At 69.7% G+C, this 15539-nt stretch carries 13 protein-coding genes; 4 read left to right on the top strand and 9 right to left on the bottom strand.

All coding sequences use genetic code 11. The features are described from left to right. Positions 1–34: 34 nt before the first annotated feature. The gene (locus tag ACIRP7_RS17415; RefSeq protein ID WP_403659634.1) at positions 35–937 is read left to right on the top strand and encodes a helix-turn-helix domain-containing protein; all 903 of its coding nucleotides are present in this window, start codon (positions 35–37) and stop codon (positions 935–937) included. Positions 938–944: 7 nt separating this feature from the next. Here the strand turns inward: ACIRP7_RS17415 and ACIRP7_RS17410 are convergent, their stop codons facing one another. Further along, on the bottom strand, positions 945–1715 hold the full coding sequence (locus ACIRP7_RS17410) for a group II truncated hemoglobin (protein WP_403659631.1): 771 nt from the start codon (positions 1713–1715) through the stop codon (positions 945–947). 91 nt (positions 1716–1806) lie between these two features. After that, positions 1807–2280 (bottom strand): YybH family protein, encoded by a 474-nt coding sequence (locus ACIRP7_RS17405; RefSeq protein WP_403659628.1) that lies wholly within the window; start codon positions 2278–2280, stop codon positions 1807–1809. Positions 2281–2393: 113 nt separating this feature from the next. On the opposite strand from ACIRP7_RS17405, the gene sigJ reads away from it, so the two are divergent. Then, positions 2394–3293 carry an RNA polymerase sigma factor SigJ gene (sigJ, locus tag ACIRP7_RS17400; protein WP_403659625.1) on the top strand — a complete coding sequence of 300 codons (900 nt, stop codon included), beginning with the start codon at positions 2394–2396 and terminating at the stop codon, positions 3291–3293. A gap of 77 nt (positions 3294–3370) precedes the next feature. On the opposite strand, the gene ACIRP7_RS17395 is transcribed toward sigJ, so the two are convergent. The 5 genes from ACIRP7_RS17395 to ACIRP7_RS17375 form a co-directional block, all read right to left on the bottom strand. Further along, the gene (locus tag ACIRP7_RS17395; protein ID WP_403660653.1) at positions 3371–6688 is read right to left on the bottom strand and encodes a S8 family peptidase; all 3318 of its coding nucleotides are present in this window, start codon (positions 6686–6688) and stop codon (positions 3371–3373) included. A 214-nt stretch (positions 6689–6902) separates the two neighbouring features. Next, a complete protein-coding gene (locus tag ACIRP7_RS17390) occupies positions 6903–7586 on the bottom strand; it encodes an ABC transporter ATP-binding protein (RefSeq protein ID WP_403659622.1) in 684 nt (227 codons plus the stop codon). Positions 7587–7863: 277 nt separating this feature from the next. After that, on the bottom strand, positions 7864–9342 hold the full coding sequence (locus ACIRP7_RS17385) for an ABC transporter permease (RefSeq protein WP_403659619.1): 1479 nt from the start codon (positions 9340–9342) through the stop codon (positions 7864–7866). Between the two features lie 183 nt (positions 9343–9525). Continuing rightward, positions 9526–10788 (bottom strand): Ig-like domain-containing protein, encoded by a 1263-nt coding sequence (locus ACIRP7_RS17380; protein ID WP_403659616.1) that lies wholly within the window; start codon positions 10786–10788, stop codon positions 9526–9528. A 213-nt stretch (positions 10789–11001) separates the two neighbouring features. Then, complete coding sequence (locus ACIRP7_RS17375) at positions 11002–11346, bottom strand: hypothetical protein (RefSeq protein WP_403659613.1); 345 nt, start codon at positions 11344–11346, stop codon at positions 11002–11004. A gap of 109 nt (positions 11347–11455) precedes the next feature. On the opposite strand from ACIRP7_RS17375, the gene ACIRP7_RS17370 reads away from it, so the two are divergent. Together ACIRP7_RS17370 and ACIRP7_RS17365 are read left to right on the top strand one after the other, a co-directional pair. Beyond that, positions 11456–11758: a hypothetical protein gene (locus ACIRP7_RS17370; protein WP_403659610.1), complete on the top strand. Its 303-nt coding sequence runs from the start codon at positions 11456–11458 to the stop codon at positions 11756–11758. A gap of 381 nt (positions 11759–12139) precedes the next feature. After that, complete coding sequence (locus ACIRP7_RS17365) at positions 12140–12322, top strand: hypothetical protein (protein WP_403659607.1); 183 nt, start codon at positions 12140–12142, stop codon at positions 12320–12322. A 42-nt stretch (positions 12323–12364) separates the two neighbouring features. On the opposite strand, the gene hutH is transcribed toward ACIRP7_RS17365, so the two are convergent. Both hutH and ACIRP7_RS17355 read right to left on the bottom strand, forming a co-directional pair. Continuing rightward, positions 12365–13903, bottom strand: coding sequence for a histidine ammonia-lyase (hutH, locus tag ACIRP7_RS17360; RefSeq protein WP_403660650.1), 1539 nt, complete (start codon positions 13901–13903; stop codon positions 12365–12367). A gap of 82 nt (positions 13904–13985) precedes the next feature. Further along, complete coding sequence (locus ACIRP7_RS17355) at positions 13986–15134, bottom strand: diguanylate cyclase domain-containing protein (RefSeq protein WP_403659604.1); 1149 nt, start codon at positions 15132–15134, stop codon at positions 13986–13988. Positions 15135–15539: the final 405 nt, after the last annotated feature.

The following is a 15539-nucleotide window of genomic DNA, read 5'->3' as shown; positions in this document are numbered from 1 at the left end:
GATGGTGAGCGTACGACCGTGAATACTTGAAGGCATGGACGACATGGCCGAGGAACTGCCCGGCAGCGGCTCACTGGACCGGCGTGCCGAGCTCAGCGAGTTTCTGCGCACCCGGCGGGCCCGGCTGAAGCCGGAGGACGTGGGGCTGCCGGACTTCGGGCGGCACCGCAGGGTGCCGGGTCTGCGCCGCGAGGAGCTGGCCCAGCTGGCGGGCGTCTCCGTGGCGTACTACACACGCCTGGAGCAGGGCAACGGGCGCAATGTCTCGACGGAGGTCCTCGGCTCCATCGCCCGCGCGCTGCGGCTGACCGACGCCGAGCACGCGCACCTCACCCATCTGGCGAAGCCCAAGCAGCACAAGAAGAAGCCGGCCGCGCGGACCGAGCAGGTGCGCGGGTCGATCCGTCAGCTGCTGGACTCGGTGGACGTCCCGGCGTACGTCTCGGGGCGACGCTCGGACATCCTCGCCTGGAACCGGATGGCGGCGGCGGTCTTCGGGGACTGGTCGGAGCTGCCGGTGCAGGAGCGCAACTGGGCCCGGCTCGTGTTCCTGCGGCCGGAGTACCGCGAGTTGTTCGTGCCGTGGGAGCAGAAGGCGACCGACGTGGTCAGCTATCTGCGCATGGATGCGGGCTGCCATCCGGACGATCCGCGGCTGTCCGCCCTCGTGGGTGAACTCTCCGTCAAGAGCGAGGAGTTCAGGCGTCTGTGGGCGACGCACGACGTCAAGGAGAAGAACTTCGGCGTCAAGCAGCTCCGCCACCCGCTGGTCGGCGAACTGACTCTGAACTTCGAGTCGTTCCCGCTGTCCGACGGCACCGAGCAGGCCCTGATCACCTACCACGCGGAACCGGGCTCCCCGTCGGCGGAGGCGCTGCGGCTGCTGGCGAGCTGGGGCGCGGACGCGACCCGGGCGGGCGAGTCCGCGCGTTCCTGAGCCGGTCTCAGCCCTGGTACGGCGGTGCCGCCCCCCAGTTCCACTGCGGCACCGGCTGCTCCGCGGGCGGCTTGGCGTCCGGTCCGGAGAAGTGGACCGCGAGCCGGGTGCCCCACTCCACATAGGCGAGGAACGCCGAGCGGAACTCCGGGTCGGTGGGCAGGCCGGCCTCGTCGGCGGCGTCCTGGATGAGGTTCACCCAGCGGCGGCGCTGCGGCTCGGTGATGTCGCGGCCCAGGTGTTTGGCGACCATGTGGCCGTGGCCGCCCTGGGTCTCCGAGTAGGCGGTCGGCCCGCCGAAGACCTCCGCGAGCCACAGGGCGACGTGCTCGGCGTGCTCGGGGGCCAGGCCCTCGAACACCGGGGCCAGGAGGTCGTCGGCCAGGACCTTCTCGTAGAACACCGTGGTCAGCCGGCCGAAGGCCTCCGCGCCGCCCGCCCACGCGAACAGGGTGGGGACGGCGGCGCCCCGGCCGCGGACCGTCGTCGGTGTGTAGTGGCGCATCTCCTCGATGTTCTCGATGTACGGCCGGATCTCGGCGAGGAAGTCCGGGAACAGCTCCGACTTGCGGAAGCCCTCCAGGTGGTCCTCGGTGGAGGTCCAGGTGATACGCAGGACGAAGTGCTCGAAGTCCTCCTCGCAGCGCGCCAGTTCGTAGTCGACGCACTGCGGGGCCGCCGCCAGCTGCACCGAGGCGTGCGTGTAGGCGGACAGGAACTCCGCCGAGCGGTCTTCCGGGATGCGGTAGCGGATGTACTCGACGGTCTGTGTGGTCATACGGCCACTCAAACACGGGCGGCGGCCGGAAGCTGCTCTTCCGGGGAGCCGGATCAGGGTCGGAAGTCGCCGCCGCGCAGACCGACGGTCGTCACCGCCTGGACGCGGGAAGGGGCACGGTCAGTCCGGGCTCCGGTGGGGCGCCCGTGAGCGCGGTGGTGTCGAGGTAGCGGATCTCGTAGGAGCGCTCGGTGAACCGCCAGCCGTCCGGGGTGCGCCGGTAGCGGTCGTGGTACAGGGCGTGGTTGCCGTGCGAGCTGCCGTCGCGCATCCGCCCGAACTCCGCGATGTACGCCCGCCCGTACGCGCTGTCGCCCTCGACCCGGACCACTCCCGGATGCACGGTCTGCACGAAGTACTCCCACACGCCCCGCAGCCGTTCGATCCCCTCGCGAATCTCCTCGGGGCCGGTGAACTCGACGGCGGCGGCGGGTATCCGCAGCACGCCGTCCTCGGCGAACAGGGCCGCCAGGCGGTCGTAGTCCCGCATCATGCCCGCGTCGGTGAACTCGCCCGGCAGTGCCTGGATCTCGACGCGGTCGGCGATGGTCCGCAGGTCGTTCATGGTGCTCCTCCTTCGTCGGGTTGGTCACCGGTACGACGGGAGGGCCGCGCGGAATGTGAGGACGTCACATTCCGGGGCGCTGTCCCGTCGTACCGGCAAAGGAGGGAATCGTCATGAGCACACCGTCCGAGCCGTCCCTGAGCGCGATCATGGGTGAGCGGCGCCGGCTGCTCCATCTCGCGTACCGGCTCCTCGGGTCCCTGGCGGACGCCGAGGACGTCGTGCAGGAGACGTACGCCCGCTGGTACGCCATGTCACCCGAGCAGCAGCGGGCGATCAGGTCGCCGGCCGGCTGGCTGACCACGGTCGCCGGGCGCATCTGCCTGGACGTGCTCGGCTCGGCGCGGGCCCGGCGGGAGAGATACGTCGGTGAGTGGCTCCCGGAGCCGCTGCCGGACAGCGTGGAGTGGGCCGGCACCCCGGCGGATCCGGCCGACCGGGTCACCCTCGACGAGTCGGTCGGCATGGCCTTCCTCGTGCTGCTGGAGTCGATGACTCCGGCCGAGCGGGTGGTGTTCGTCCTGCACGACGTCTTCCGCTACCCGTTCGCCGACGTGGCCGAGATCGTGGGCCGTACTCCGGCGGCCTGCCGCCAACTGGCGGTCTCGGCCCGTCGGCGCGTGCGCGAGGGGCGGCCCCCCGTGGCCCCGCCGACCCATCATGCGGGTGTGGTGAGGAATTTCAAGGAGGCCTGGCAGGCCAAGGACATCGCCGCCCTCGTCCGGCTCCTCGACCCGAACGCCGTGGCGACCAGCGACGGCGGCGGCGTCGTCACCGCCCTGCCCGTGCCGCTGCACGGCGGTGAGCCGATCGCCCGCTTCCTGGCCGGCCTTGTCACCGGCGCCCCCGAACTGGTCCTCCTGGAGCGCACGGTCAACGGCCGTCCGGGCCTGGTGGTCCAGGTGGACGACACCGTCGAGGCGGTCCTCGCCCTCGATGTCGAGGACGACCGGGTCACCCGGATCTGGGCGGTACGCAACCCGGAGAAGCTGCGGCCCTGGACGGCGGGCTGACGGCCGGCTGACGGTACGCGGAAGGCCCGCCGGAAGCAGTGCTTCCGACGGGCCCTTCGACTACCGCGTCCTACAGGTCACTTCCCGTAGTACGCGTTGTAGATCGAGATCGTCGACTTGTTGCCCTTCTTGTCGGCGATCTTGGCGTGGAAGGAGATGGCCTTCCCCTTCGCCGGGTTCTTCACGGTGATCTTGCCGCCCGAGACCGTGACCTTCTTCCAGGTCTGGCCGTAGTCGTACGACACGTACACCGCGAGGGACTTCAGGTTCGAGCCCTTGGCGGAGCCCTCGACGGTCACCGGGATCTTGACCGTCTTACCGGCCTCGACCTTGCTGTCCAGACCCGTGGCCGCGTTGAATCGGGCCGTGGAGGCGGGCAGCTTGGTGAGGTCGCCCGTCTTCTTGGACGCGAAGGTCCAGCTGGCGTCGATCCGGGTGGAGGCCGCCGCGACCTTGACACTGCGCTTGACCGAGGTCGTCAGCTTGTAGTTGGCCTGGCCGGCCGGGACCTTGAAGGTCTTCTCGCCGAACAGCGGGTCGTCGTTCGAGCCGACCTTGACGCCGTTCTTGTACAGCGTGGTGTTGACCGAGGTGAACACCGAGGAACCGGCGTGGCCCTGACCGTCCGCGAACAGCGGGAGGGAGCCGAAGATCTCGTTGCCGTCGCGGTACAGACCGAAGTCGGCGTTGAGATGCGGACCGAAGACCGCGGTGTTGAAGGTCTTCCCGTACGACTCGCCGCCCTTGTAGGACTGCGCGGCACCGAGGGTGTAGTACGCCTCGGAGATCGGGAAGCCGTCCTGGTCGACGCCGCCGGACTGCTCGAAGTCCATCTCCCACTTGACACCGCTGAGGGTGGACAGGTGCAGGGTGCGGATGCCCGGCAGGGTCTGCTGGATACCCATCGAGGAGGCGGAGAAGGAGCCGGGCAGCCAGCCCACGGCGTTGATCGAGCCCTTTTTGCCGCTGGCGGCAGCGCCCAGGCCGACCTTCACCTTGGCCAGCTCGCTCGCCTTGTAGTGCTTGGTGTAACCGGTGGCGAACTGCTTGACCTTGCCGCCGGCGACGGTGTCGTACTGCTCGGTGGCGCCCTTGCTCCAGTGGCCGTCGAACTGCTCGCTGAGCGAGCCGTCGGTCACCTGCGGACCGATGTGCGCGGTGTTGAAGCCCGCGTACGAGTCCAGGAACCAGCCGTAGCCGTAACCGCCGTCGGGCGTGTCGATCTGGAAGCCGGGGGAGGCGAACTCCGACTTGGCGGCCGTGTCCGGCACGGTGATGTCGATCGGCTTGGCCTTGCGCGCGTCCAGCGTGACCGTCGTGTTCTTGGTGACGTTCAGCTTCGGCTGGACCAGCCAGTCGGTGCCCTTGGTGACGTCCTCCGGGTCCACGAAGGTCGTGGTGCTGAGGACGTAACCGCCCTTGGGCACGCGCACGGTGACGGTGCCGTCCTCGTCGTACGGCGAGTACCACTTGCCGTTGCCGAGGCCGGAGATACCGCTCAGGTCGCTCATGTAGTTCTTGGTCGGCTGACCGTCACGGCCGAGAACCTTCAGCGTGACGTCGTAGGACTCGACCTCCCGCTGCACCGCCGCCGCCGTACGCACGGTCTGGCCGCCGCCCGTCGCGGTCACGTACGCCGAGTAGGCGCCGTCGAGCGTGCCGCCCAGCTTGGAGTTGACGGTGAGGGGGACGGATGCCGTGCCGCCGTTCGCCGGGACCGTCACCGTGGTGGCGCCCAGCTTGAAGAAGCCGGCCGGAGCGGCCTGGCCCTTCGGGTTGGTGGCCGTCGACGACAGCTTCAGCGTGACGTCCTTCGTACCGAGGTTGCGGTACGTCACCTGCTTGGTGTCCGGCTTGTCGTCGGTGTGCGGCCACTGCTGGGTGCCGAAGCTCACCGAGACCGGGTCGGCGATCACGGACTGCGTGATGGCCTTGTCGACCTGGATGCGGCCCGAACCCTGCTGGAACGGGGTGTACTTGCCGCCCTTGGCGGAGCCCGTCAGGGCGCCCTTCAGCTCGGCGTAGCCCCAGTTCGGGTGCTCCTGCTTGAGGATCGCCGCCGCGCCCGCGACATGCGGGGTCGCCATCGACGTACCCGAGATGGTGAGGTAGCCGGGCGGCTTCTCGCCGACCTCCTGGTCGATGAGGCTGCCCTTGGCCGCGGCTGCGGTGATGTCGACGCCGGGCGCGGTGACGTCCGGCTTGATCGCACCGTCGCCGGTGCGTGGGCCGGTGCTGGAGAAGTCGGCCAGCTTGTCCTTGTCGTCGACGGCGCCGACGGTGAGCGCGGCGTCTGCGCTGCCCGGCGAACCGACGGATTCCGGACCCGAGTTGCCCGCGGCGATGGCGAAGAGGATGCCCTTCTCGGCGGAGAGCTTGTTGACCTCCGCCTCCAACGGGTCGATCTCCGGGGTGTCGCCGCCGCCCAGGCTGAGGTTGACGACGTTAGCGCCCTGCTCGGCCGCCCACTCCATGCCGGCGAGGATCTGCGAGTCGTCGCCGTAGCCGTCGTCGCTGAGCACCTTGCCGTTGAGCAGCTTGGCGCCCGGCGCCACACCCTTGTACTTGCCGCCCGACTTCGCGCCGGTACCGGCCGCGATGGAGGCGACGTGGGTGCCGTGGCCGAACTTGTCGGTCGCGTCGGCGGAGGTGGAGAAGTTCTTGGCCGCGATCACCTGGTCCTTGAGGTCCGGGTGGGTCGCGTCGATGCCGGTGTCCAGGACGGCGATCTTGACGCCCTTGCCGTCGTAGCCCTTGGCCCAGGCGGCCGGCGCGCCGATCTGCGGCACGGACTTGTCGAGGCTGGCCTTGCGGACGCCGTCGAGCCAGACGTGCGCGATACCGGAGGCGGTCTTGTCGCCGTTGGTGACCGCGTCCCACAGTTCGGGCGTGTCCTCCTTCGGCGTCTGCACCGCGTCGGCGTTCAGGGAGGTCAGGGAGTGGCGGAGCGTGCCCGCGTCCCGGACGTCGTTCTTGGCCGCGCTCGCCGCGCCCTTGTAGCCGACGATCACCTTCAGTCCCTTGCTCTGGGACTTGCGGGTGGCGGCCTTGTTGAGCTCGGTGACGTCGAAGAGCCGCTGGTCGAGCTTGCCGCTCGACACCAGGCGGACGACGTCGGACGGCAGCACGTAGGTGTGGCCGTCGGCCTTGCGGAGCTGAACCGGTATGTGCTCGCGGCCCTTGGCGGGCTCCAGGCCCACGACGCGGCCCTTGGCGTCCACGACCACGCGGTCACCGGTGATCAGGGTGATGCGGTGCTGGGGCGTGAGCTGTGCCTTGTTGGCCTGTGCGACGTTCGCCGTCTGCTGCGCGTCCGCCGACGCCGGGCTGGTCATGCCCGCCGCGAGCGCTACCGCGGCCGCCGTGGCGATCGTGGCGGCGCATGCCTTTTTCACTTGTCTGCGCAAGTTTCCCCCTTGCAGAAGGACCGGGTGAATTCCCCGTTCACCCGGGCGGGGGGTGAGTCGCACGCGTATACGTGCGCCCCCCGGCTCTCGCAGTATGCCGAGGGGTGATCACGACCTCAATAGACAAGTCCCTGACAGCAAAGTCTGTTACAAGACTGCCGGATTCAGAGGGACTTGAGGCTGCTCGCGCTCGCTCGCCCGTTCAGGAGGCGGCGTTCTCCTTCACGGTGATCCTGCCCTTGCAGATCGTGGCGAGGCGGGGGGCCTTCTTCGCGATGGCGGAGTCGTGGGTGACCATGATGAAGGTCAGCCCCAGCTCCTTCCACATGCGTTCGAGTACGTCCATGATCTCGTCGCGCATCGACTCGTCGAGGTTGCCGGTGGGTTCGTCGGCGAGGAGCACCTTCGGCTGCTTGACGAGGGCACGGGCGATGGCGACGCGCTGCTGCTGGCCGCCGGACAGCTCGGAGGGCAGATGCCTCAGGCGCTCCCCGAGCCCGACGGAGGTGAGCGCCTCGGCCGCCCGCTCCCGCCGCTCGTTCGCCTTCACGCCGAGGGGTACGAGGGCGGTCTCCACGTTCTCCTGGGCGGTGAGGGTGGGGATGAGGTTGAAGGACTGGAAGACGAAGCCGATGTTCTCGCTGCGGACCTTGGTGAGCTTGGCCTCCGACAGCTTGGCCAAGTCGGTGCCGTCGAGCACGACTTCGCCCTCCGTGGGCTTGTCCAGTGCGCCGAGCATCTGGAGCAGGGTGGACTTGCCGCCGCCGGTGGGGCCCTGGATGACGAGCCGGTCCCCGTCGGCGATGGTGAGGTCCACACCGGCGAGCGCGTCGACGGTGTCCTTGCCTCGGGAGTAGCGCTTGGTGACGCTTCTGAGTTCGTACATGGAGTGCTCCTGGGGTGGTGGGGTTCGGGGTGCTGCGGGTTGGTGTCGGGTGCGGGTCGGTGGAGGCTGGTCGCGCAGTTCCCCGCGCCCCTGGGTGGGTGCGGTCACGTCGCCCGTCTGCGGGAACCGGCGGCGAGGCCGTGGTGCGGTAGAACCCGCGACCGCGGGCAGCCCTCCCACCGCAGCAGGCGTCCACCCAGCAGGAGGCAGGCACGGCTCGGGTGGGGCGGCCTCGCCCGACTGCGCCGCGGCCGGCCGGAGCCACAGCCGACGTCCGCTACTCGACGCGGCGCAACGCGTCCGCCGGCCGCAGCCGGGACGCACGCCAGCCGCCGAACGCCCCGGCGATGAGACCGCCGGCCACGGCCAGCGCGACCGCGATCGACACCGTCGTAAGGCTCACCGGAGCGGTCAGGGAGACGTCCAGTGTCTTGGCGGCCGCCTGCCGGCCGAACCCACCGCCGAAGCCGCCGCCTCCGCCACCGGGACCACCCGTGCCGCCACCACCGCCACCGCCCAACTGCGCCTGCAGCGTGGGGCTGATGGCCGTCACGACGTACGCGCCCGCGAGGCCCAGCGCGATGCCCAGCGCCCCGCCCAGCAGCCCGTTCACCATCGCCTCGCCGACGACCTGCCGGGTCACCCGTCCCGACTTCCAGCCCAGCGCCTTGAGCGTGCCGAACTCCCGTACCCGGCGAGAGACCGCGGACGAGGTCAGCAGACCGGCGACGAGGAACGCGGCGACGAGCACGGCGATCGACAGCCACTTGCCGACGTTCGTGGCGAGCGAGGACGCCGTCGACAGCGACCCCGACACCGTGTCCGCGAGATCCGCCGAGGTCGTCACCGTCGTACCCGAGATGTTCTTCTGGATCGTCGACTTGACGGAGTCGATCTTCTGGGAGTCGGTCGCCTTGACGTAGATGGTGGTGACCTTGTTCTTCGAGTCGCTGAGGGTCTGCGCCTGGGTGAGCGGGATGTAGACGTTGGCCGCCGCGTCCCCGCTGTCCGCGGTGGCGATGCCGATCACCTTGAACTTGACGCTCTTGATGGTGACGGTGGAACCGACCTTGAGCTTCTTCTCCTTGGCGTACGCGGAGTCGAGGACGGCGACCTTGGCGTCGGTCTCGGTCGACGTGAACGTGCGGCCGCTGGTGATCTTGGAGGAGGTCAGCGGGCCGAGGGCCGCCTTGGTGACGTCGGTGCCGAAGACGGAGTAGTTGTTGACGTCGAAGTTGGCGCCGCCGCCCTGCACTTCACCCTGCGGCTGACCGGTGCCGCCGCCGTTGCCACGGGGACCGGCCTGCTGGTTGCCGCCGTTCTGGTTCTGCTGGAACTGTCCGCGGGTGAACTGCCCGCTCACCTTGATGACTTGGAGGCTCAGCCCGCCGACCGCGTCCGAGACGCCGGTCTGCCGGCCGACCTTGGTGACCGTGGAGGTGGACAGTGTCTGGAACCCCTGCACCAGGACCCGGTCGGTGCTCTGTTCCGCGTTGGAGCCGTTGTCCTGCGCGTCGAACTGGAATCGCGGCCGCTCGGAGCTGTTGGCGCTGGGAGCGGCGGCGGCCTTGGTGACCGTCATGTCCGTGCCCAGCCCGTACAGCGACTGCAGGACCTTGTCCTGGGCCTTCCCCATTCCGGACGACACGGAACTGACCACGATGACCAGCGCGATCCCGAGCGCGAGCCCGGAGGCGACGACGAGGGCCGCCTTTCTGCGGCGGCGCAGTTCGCGCCTCAGGTAGGTGAAGAACATGGCCGAAAGCTAGGTACCGCGCGTGATGACTCCATAAGCCCCGGATAAGAGCTGCATGAGAAGGCTGTTCGGGAGCCAGCAGGAACCCTGGACGAGCCTGTCAGAAATGGGGAGGCACAAAAGCCGAGGGCGGCCACCCCGTCGGGTGACCGCCCTCGAACGATCGTTGTCAGCAGTCGGACGTCAGACCGCCGACCCCGCCTTCCAGTCCGCCCAGCTCAGGTTCCAGCCGTTGAGGCCGTTGTCCGGGGCCACCGTCTTGTCGCCGGTGTTCTTCACGACCACCACGTCACCGACGATCGAGTTGGTGTAGAACCAGTAGCCCGGCGTGCCCTTGTCGTTGGCGCCCTTGGTGTCGGACAGGCCCACGCAGCCGTGGCTGGTGTTCACGTTGCCGAAGACCGACTTCGCGCCCCAGTAGTTGCCGTGCACGAAGGTGCCGGAGTTGGTGAGCCGGATGGCGTGCGGCACGTCCTTGATGTCGTACTCGCCCTTGCCGTCGTCGTCGGTGAAGCCCACGGTCGCGCCGTTCATGCGCGTCTCCTTGAACTTCTCGGACATCACCATGATGCCTTCGTACGTCTTGTTCTCCGGCGAGCCGGACGAGATCGGGATGGTCTTGATGACCGTGCCGTTGTGCGTGATCTTCATCTGCTTGGTCTTCGCGTCGACGTACGAGACCTGGTTGCGGCCGATCTTGAAGGTGACCGTCTTCTGCTGGACGCCGTAGACACCGGAGGCACCCTCGACACCGTCGAGCGCGAGCTTCAGCGTGACGGTGGAGTTCTCCTTCCAGTACTCGTCGGGACGGCAGTCCATGCGGACGGTGGAGAACCAGTGGCAGACGACCTCCTGGCCGCTGCTGGAGGAGACCGTGATGCCCTTCTGCACGGCCGCCTTGTTGGTGATCTCCTTGTTGAAGTTGATCGACACCGGCATGCCCACGCCGACGGTCGAGCCGTCCTCCGGCGTGAAGTTGCCTATGAAGCTGTTGGCCGGGGAGACCGTCGTGAACGAGGCGTTCTCGTGGGCGACGAGCCCGTCGGTGTCCTTGGCCTCGGCCGCGACCTTGTAGGTCGTGGAGCGCTCCAGCTGGGTGTCGGGCTTCCAGCTGGTCTTGTCCGCGGACAGCTGGCCGGCGACCTTCGTGCCGTCGGTGGTCGTCATCGTGACGTCGGTGAGCGTGCCCTTGCTCACGGTGACGGTGGCGGAGTTGTTGATGGAGGCGTTGTCCGTGCCGTCCTTGGGTGTGATCTTGATCTCGGCCTGGGAGCTCTTCTTGGCCGCCGCCTCGTCGGCCTTGGCCTGCGAGGTGTCGCTGCCGCCGCCCGACGGGGAGTCATCGCCACCGGAACAGGCAGAGAGCATCAGCACCCCGCCGAGCAGAGCGGACGCGACCGTCAGGCCCCTGCGCCGCTTACTGACCGTCATCACACGCTTCTCCATCGTTGCCGAATCCCAGAAACCCCGAAATCCCGAGAGTCCCCGTCAGTGAACCTAAACGCTACGACCGGTTCATCCCGTTCCACCTTCCGCGAAGGTGTGGGGCACACCACGTCCGCTGTGGCGGAAGGTGTGTCTCTCGGTCCGTGCGACCCCTGAGACGACGAAACCCCGGGCGGCGGTTGCCACCCGGGGTCACGCATTTCCCGGGCGCGCTCAGCCGACGACCTCTTCTTCCTCGTCTTCCTCCACATCATCGTCGTCGAGGTCCCAGTCCGGCGAATCCGGGTCGTAGTCGATGTGCTCGCTGCTCCAGGAGGCCTGGGCGAGTTCGACCCCCGGCACCTCTCCGACCAGGTCGAACGGGTCCACGAGGTACGCGAGCGCCTCCGCAGTGTCTTCCGTCACAGCGCTCTCGGCATGCGCCCGCTCGTCGCCCGGCATGTCCGAATCCTCGGCGATCCGCGCCAGCGCGGCCCGGGTCACGGCCTCCCGGTCGTCGACCTCGACGACGAGTTCCACCCGAAGCCGTACAAAACGTGATGTCTCTTCAGTGCTCATGCCCGGAGCGTAAAGCCCATGGCTCCCGTGACTTTCCCGTGACCCGCGCCTTTCACTAACATCGCCCCACACGGCCAATTCGCCAGCACCACAAGGGGATCGATATTCCGTGTCATCCGTTCGACGTCCGTTGCTGACCGCCACCGCCGCGGGGACCCTCCTGGGCGCCCTGTGGTTCGTCCCGTCCGCCAACGCGACCCAGGACACCCCGGCGAGAACAGAGCCGTCCGTGCAGGCCACGACGCAGGCACGGGTCACGACCGCGAGCACGGAGACGTCCACGGACGTCACCCGGCTCGCCGACACCGGCAGCTTCGACACCACGCCGTACGTCGTCGGCGGGACCCTGTTCCTCACGCTGGGTGCGGGCTTCGTCGTCTATTCGGTACGGCGGGAACGGCTGGGTTTTTAAACCGGCTTGACGGTTTCCTGGCGCGCCCTTCATAGTCCGCTCGTGACGGGAGCCCGGGCGACGACCCGAAGGCGTCCGTGAACTCCGAGCGGTTGAAGGCGTCCCCCTCTCCGACCGTGGCCGCCGCGAAGGCGCTCGGTGCGGCCGAGCTGGAGAAGCTGCTGCTCGTCCAGAGCGACCTCCCCAGGGACAAGATCTCCGACGGCGACACCACCCTGCCGAAGTCCCGGAGCGAGCTGAAGACGGGCAAGGCCGCCTGCGCCCCACTCGCCTACGCCCTCACCGGCCTGCCGCCCGGCGACACGGACACGGGCGCGAGCAACTCCGTCACATCGGAGTCAAGGTCGCCGCCGGCAAGGCCTCCGGCAGGGGTGCGATTCGGTGGCCTTCGTCCTGGACGCCGACATGGACGTCGAGGGCACGGGCACCTTCACCGTCGAGGCGGTGCGCGTCGGCACCATCGTCTCCACGTACTACTCGGTCGACTTCGCCTCGATCCAGAGCGGCAAGGCGTCCACCGTGCCGCTCCCCGTGATCGACGCCCAGGTGCGAAAGCTCAAGTAACGCTCCGGGCCCTGCCACCCTCGTACGACAGGGCCCGTCCCCTCACCGCAACGGCCCGGTGACCGCCTCCACCGCTTCCACCAGCCGCCCCTCCCGCACGAACACGTCGGCCGCGGCGAGATCGGGCGACAGGAACCGGTCCGGGCCGGGACCCTCGACACCCGCCTTGCGTACGGCGCTGATGGCGGCCTGCGTCGCCGGCGCCGGGCTCAGGCCCTCGCGCAGCTCGACGGCGCGCGAGGCGGCGTAGAGCTCGACGGCGAGGACCCGGGTGAGGTTGTCGACGGCGGTGCGCAGCTTGCGCGCGGCCGACCACCCCATCGAGACGTGGTCCTCCTGCATCGCGGACGAGGGGATCGAGTCCGCGGACGCCGGTACGGCCAGCCGCTTCAACTCGCTGACCAGCGCGGCCTGGGTGTACTGGGCGATCATCAGCCCGGAGTCCACTCCGGCGTCGTCGGCGAGGAACGGCGGCAGCCCGTGGGACCGGTTCTTGTCGAGCAGCCGGTCGGTGCGCCGCTCGGCGATCGACGCGAGGTCGGCGACGGCGATGGCGAGGAAGTCCAGCACGTAAGCCACCGGCGCACCGTGGAAGTTGCCGTTGGACTCCACCCGACCGTCGGGCAGCACAACAGGGTTGTCCACCGCGGACGCCAACTCCCGCTCCGCCACCAGCCGCGCGTGGGCCAGGGTGTCCCGCCCGGCCCCGGCGACCTGCGGGGCGCAGCGCACGGAGTAGGCGTCCTGGACCCGGGGCGCGTCGTCCTGGTGATGCCCGGTGAGCTCCGAACCCTCCAGTACGGCCAGCATGTTGGCGGCGGAGGCCCCCTGCCCCGGATGCGGCCGAATGGCGTGCAGTTCGGGAGCGAGCACCTTGTCGGTACCGAGCAGGGCCTCCAGCGACAGGGCGGCGGTGATGTCGGCGGACTTGTAGAGCATGTCCAGGTCGGCGAGCGCCATGACCAGCATCCCGAGCATGCCGTCGGTGCCGTTGAGAAGGGCGAGGCCCTCCTTCTCCCGCAGCTCGACGGGCGCGATCCCGTGCTCGGCGAGCAGTTCCCCGGCAGGCCTCACGACCCCGTCCGGCCCCTCGGCGTCCCCCTCTCCCATGAGGGTGAGGGCACAGTGCGAGAGCGGCGCGAGATCACCGGAGCAACCGAGGGAGCCGTACTCGTGGACGACCGGCGTGATCCCGGCGTTGAGTACGTCGGCCATGGTCTGCGCGACCTCGGGCCGCACGCCCGTCCGCCCCGAGCAGACGGTCTTCAGCCGCAGGAACATCAGCGCCCGTACGACCTCCCGCTCCACCCGCGGTCCCATTCCCGCGGCGTGCGAACGGACGATGTTGCGCTGCAACTGCGCCCGGAGCTCCGGGCTGATGTGCCGGGTCGCGAGGGCGCCGAAGCCGGTGCTGACGCCGTAGACGGGCTCGGGCCTGGCAGCGAGGGCGTCGACGATCCCGCGGGCCGCGGCCAGAGCGGCGACCGCCTCCTCGGAGAGCTCGATACGGGCACCGTCCCGCGCCACGGCAAGGACGTCGGACGCGGTGACTCCGGACGTCCCCACCACCACAGTGTGCATATCCATATTCAGGAGCGTACGCAGTGAATTCCAGGATGTCACTACTGGGTAGGGGGTGCGCCCCTTACCAGGCCGACCGGTCTCAGGGCTGCCGTCCCCGGAACGTCCGCCGCTCGGGCGTCTGCCCCGACGGAGCCGCGTCGGCCAGCCGTACGACGGGATCGTCGGGCCCGCCCCGCCCCGCGACGACGGGTCTTTCGGCGCGCTCGGCCTTGGCCCGGTACTGCGCGGCATCGGCGAGCCGGAAGAGCCGCCGGGCGGACCGGACCGGCCCGATGGGATCGGCGGTGGAGGCCACCCCGCACGCCACCCCCTCCCCCAGCTCCAGCTCACCGGCCCGCCGGCAGAGTTCGTCGGCGGCCCTGACGACGTCGTCGGCGGACGGCCCGACGGCGAGCAGGCAGAACTCGTCCCCACCGAGCCGTGCGGCCAGCGCACCCGGCAGCATGGCCCCGCACAGCGACAGCACCGACCCGAAACGTTCCAGCAGCCGGTCGCCCACGGCGTGCCCACGGGTGTCGTTGACCCGCTTCAGCCCGTTGAGATCGCAGACGACGAGACTGACGACGACACCGTCCCTCTTGTGCCGGTCGATGGCCTCGTCGAGCCGCGCGTCGACGGCCCGGCGATTGGCGAGCCCGGTCAGCGCGTCCGTGAACGCCAGCCGTCTCGCCTCCTCCAGCCGCTCCGCCTGGGCGATTCCGGCGGCGACGACGGCGGCCAGTACGGTGGCGAAGTCGGCGTCCTCCCGCCCGAAGACGGGGGCACCGGTGGGCCGGGCGACATACAGCTCCCCCCAGGCCCGCCCGTTCAGCACGATGGGGGCGACGACACAGCTCCCGCGCCCTCTCCTGCGGAGCGCGGCGACCCGCTGGTGCACATACCCCGGCGGTCCCCCGGCCGCGGGGCCCTCCGCCGTCTCCACCCACGCGTTGGGCTCCCCGCCCCCGGCCCACCGCTCGTGCAGAAACTCGGTGATCTCCGGGAACTGGTGCACGGGGTAGGCCTCACCCTCGGGGAACTCCTCCTCACCGGCGGTCCGCTCCCCCACGTTCACCAGCACCCTGAGCCGTCCGAGCTCCCGCTCCCACACAGACAACGCGGCGAAACTCCCCCCGAGCGCACGGCACGCCCCAGCGGCGGCGGCCCGCCACGCCTCCCGCGAGCCGTGAGCCGCCGCCATGCCCTGAGCCAACGCGACGACCGCAGCCAGCCGGATGTCCTCACCCATCACTCCAGGCTAGGGAGGATTCGGGCGGGGGCCCGGGTGTGGTTGGGCCGTTAGAGAACGGGCCGCCCAGGGATGTGCCTCGCAATGTCGTCGGGCGGGTGGGGGGCTGGTCGCGCAGTTCCCCGCGGTGCCGCCGCGCTGGGCTCGAGCGGGGCGCCTATGGGGGTGCCGGGTCAGGTTGTCGGGCGTGTGCGGGCCGGTGGGGGCTGGTCGCGCAGTTCCCCGCGCCCCTGGGGGTTGCAGTCGCCTGCGCCAGGACGGACCGTTTGACGGACCGCGCGCCACGATCCGGCGGTTGGCCGCGTACGGCGGGAAGGGGACGGGGTGGGGGGTGTCCGCCCGCAGCGGCCGGCGTCCGTTACCGAGCCCTGCTCAAGCAGCCGAGCCGCCGGACCGAGGACGGAC

It is taken from the genome of Streptomyces sp. NPDC102270 (genome assembly GCF_044766405.1).
Lineage (GTDB): Bacteria > Actinomycetota > Actinomycetes > Streptomycetales > Streptomycetaceae > Streptomyces.
This window is presented reverse-complemented; position numbering and strand designations above follow the sequence as displayed.

Coding starts and splice junctions, on each gene's coding strand:
- ACIRP7_RS17415 (WP_403659634.1), top strand. CDS start 35: ATGGACGACATGGCCGAGGAACTGCCCGGCAGCGGCTCACTGGACCGG.
- ACIRP7_RS17410 (WP_403659631.1), bottom strand. CDS start 1,715: ATGACCACACAGACCGTCGAGTACATCCGCTACCGCATCCCGGAAGAC.
- ACIRP7_RS17405 (WP_403659628.1), bottom strand. CDS start 2,280: ATGAACGACCTGCGGACCATCGCCGACCGCGTCGAGATCCAGGCACTG.
- sigJ (WP_403659625.1), top strand. CDS start 2,394: ATGAGCACACCGTCCGAGCCGTCCCTGAGCGCGATCATGGGTGAGCGG.
- ACIRP7_RS17390 (WP_403659622.1), bottom strand. CDS start 7,586: ATGTACGAACTCAGAAGCGTCACCAAGCGCTACTCCCGAGGCAAGGAC.
- ACIRP7_RS17385 (WP_403659619.1), bottom strand. CDS start 9,342: ATGTTCTTCACCTACCTGAGGCGCGAACTGCGCCGCCGCAGAAAGGCG.
- ACIRP7_RS17380 (WP_403659616.1), bottom strand. CDS start 10,788: ATGGAGAAGCGTGTGATGACGGTCAGTAAGCGGCGCAGGGGCCTGACG.
- ACIRP7_RS17375 (WP_403659613.1), bottom strand. CDS start 11,346: ATGAGCACTGAAGAGACATCACGTTTTGTACGGCTTCGGGTGGAACTC.
- hutH (WP_403660650.1), bottom strand. CDS start 13,903: ATGCACACTGTGGTGGTGGGGACGTCCGGAGTCACCGCGTCCGACGTC.
- ACIRP7_RS17355 (WP_403659604.1), bottom strand. CDS start 15,134: ATGGGTGAGGACATCCGGCTGGCTGCGGTCGTCGCGTTGGCTCAGGGC.